Annotated in this window: 1 protein-coding gene; it reads right to left on the reverse strand. The window is 65.1% G+C overall.

The features are described from left to right. Window positions 1-225: 225 nt before the first annotated feature. Entirely contained in the window at window positions 226-1,602 is a 1,377-nt protein-coding gene (gene ltrA, locus CLV71_RS47335) for a group II intron reverse transcriptase/maturase (protein WP_133909549.1), read from the reverse strand. Window positions 1,603-2,192 lie beyond the last annotated feature (590 nt).

Below are 2,192 nucleotides of genomic sequence, written 5' to 3' on the forward strand. Positions count from 1 at the left end.
CGGCCGCCTCGCCAAAGCCATCCACGTACTACAAAACTACGAGGTCGCCACCGGATGGAGGGTCGGGAGCTGGCGCGGTGCCTGTTGATCGGCGGTAGGGTATGGAGCCGCAGTGCCCGGCCGGTTTCCCGGTCCGGGTGTTCTTCTCCATGGCCGTGGCCTCTCTTCGAGCCCGTTTCCAGCTCCCGCCCGTCAAACCGTGCGTGCGGTTCTCCCGCACACGGCTTACCGACGTCGTTCACCGCCGGCATTCGGCTTGTCCCGCCAGGGCTTGCCCGCCCTGGGTTGCACGACGATTCCGTAAAGCCGGATCAGACCGAACTCGTTGGACGTAAAGCGTAGCAGTGCCCAACGGCCGAAGTGACGGCTGCGGCGGTAGCGCTTGCTGAGCCACAACGCGATCCGCATCCGCACGTACTGTCTGATCTTGCTGAAGCGTTGCGCCGAGTGTCCATAACGGAAGTACCCGGCCCAGCCTCGCAGGAACGTGTTGACATCCTGCACGATCACTTCAACAGGCAGCAGCAGCCGACGCCGGGCGGTGAGTTCCCGGATCCGGTCGCGGGCGTGCTGCATGGCCTTGTTCGCGGGCCAGCGGGCGAGGAAGGTGAACGGGCGTCGCCCATCGTGAGGCCGGGATGTCACCAGCCGGTGGTGGAAGCCGAGGAAGTCCACGCCTTCCCCGCCGACTTGGAGGTGCACGATCCTGGTCTTGGCTTCCTTCGGTTGCAAACCGAGTTCGGCCAGCAGTTGCCGAAGCCGTTGTAGGGCGGCCTCGGCCTGCTCGCGAGACTTGCACATCACCAGCGCGTCGTCGGCGTAACGGACCAACACCCCGTGCTCTCGCGTCGACCATTGCCGGTCCAACCGGTGCAGGTAGACGTTGCACAGCGACGGAGAAATCACCCCGCCTTGCGGGCTGCCGGTAACCTCCCGACGGACCAGACCGTGCTCCATCACCCCTGCGCGCAACATCACCCGCAGCAGCTTCAGCACGGCCTGATCGCAGACGCGTTCCTCAACCGCCTGCATCAACTCCTTGTGCGGTATCGCCGAAAAGCAGTTGGCGATGTCCGTCTCGACCACCCATCGCCTGCCCCGCGCGGACTCCTCGATGAGGACCTGCAGGGCGTCGTGCGCCGAGCGTTTCGGGCGGAACCCGAAACTGCACGACAACATGTCCGCTTCGAAGACCGGCTCGAGCACGATCTTCACCGCGGCCTGCACGATGCGGTCACGCACCGATGGGATAGACAGCGGCCTCAACTCGCTGCTGCCCGGCTTGGGGATGAACACCCGCCGCGCCGGCAACGGCCGATAGCTGCCGTCCCTCAGTTCGCTGGCCAACTCGTCCAACAGACGGACAACGCCGTACTGCTCGACCCGGTCCAGGGTGGTCTTGTCGATGCCCGGCGCGCCGTCATTGCGGCGCACCGCGACCCACGCCCGCCACAAGACATCCCTGCGGAAGATCTTGTCTCGCAGCGCGTGGAACCGACGTCCGGGATCGGCCTTGGCCGCCCGGTACAGCGCATGCTGCAAGGCACGAACCGGATCAACGATCGATCCCGAAGCGGCGGGAATAGCCAAACCGGCACTCACCGGGCTCCTCCTCAACATCAAGCGCGTCGACGAAGTAGCGGCCCTTCCCATCACCGGCGGTTGTGTTGTCCGCTCGGCTCAACCGGTACTACGGCCGCCTCCGACTCCCTCCCGGCCGGTGGTCCATTTCCCGAGATCATCGGTTATAGGACACCGCGTTTCCGACAACACCATCCGCAGAATTGCCGGGCCGGGGAGGGCCTCTCCAGTTCCCGCCGCCACTATCTGAACGTTCCGAGCCCCATACGCCGGGGAGTCCCTCGCGGCTGCAATCCAGGAGCTACACCGCTTCCATGGCCTTCACCCCGATTTCGAAGGGCTCGGCTCTCCCTGATGCCACCAACAGGCAGCTGAGTAACGACGCCGCAGGCTTCGCTTCACGCTACGGACCGCTCAGTCGCTCCCCCATCAGGGCCTTTGACACTGGGCTTCGACCCGACCCGTTTCCAGACCGAGCCGCCAGTCTGCTACCGGGCCTCCTGGCAGCTACCCGGACCGGACTCACACCGGCAAGCGACGACGAGCTGACGAACGACGATCAACCACCTACATGATCAACCCCCGCTCAACTGGACGCACGAAAAAGGCTC

This window comes from Actinophytocola oryzae, from assembly GCF_004364325.1.
Classification (GTDB): domain Bacteria; phylum Actinomycetota; class Actinomycetes; order Mycobacteriales; family Pseudonocardiaceae; genus Actinophytocola; species Actinophytocola oryzae.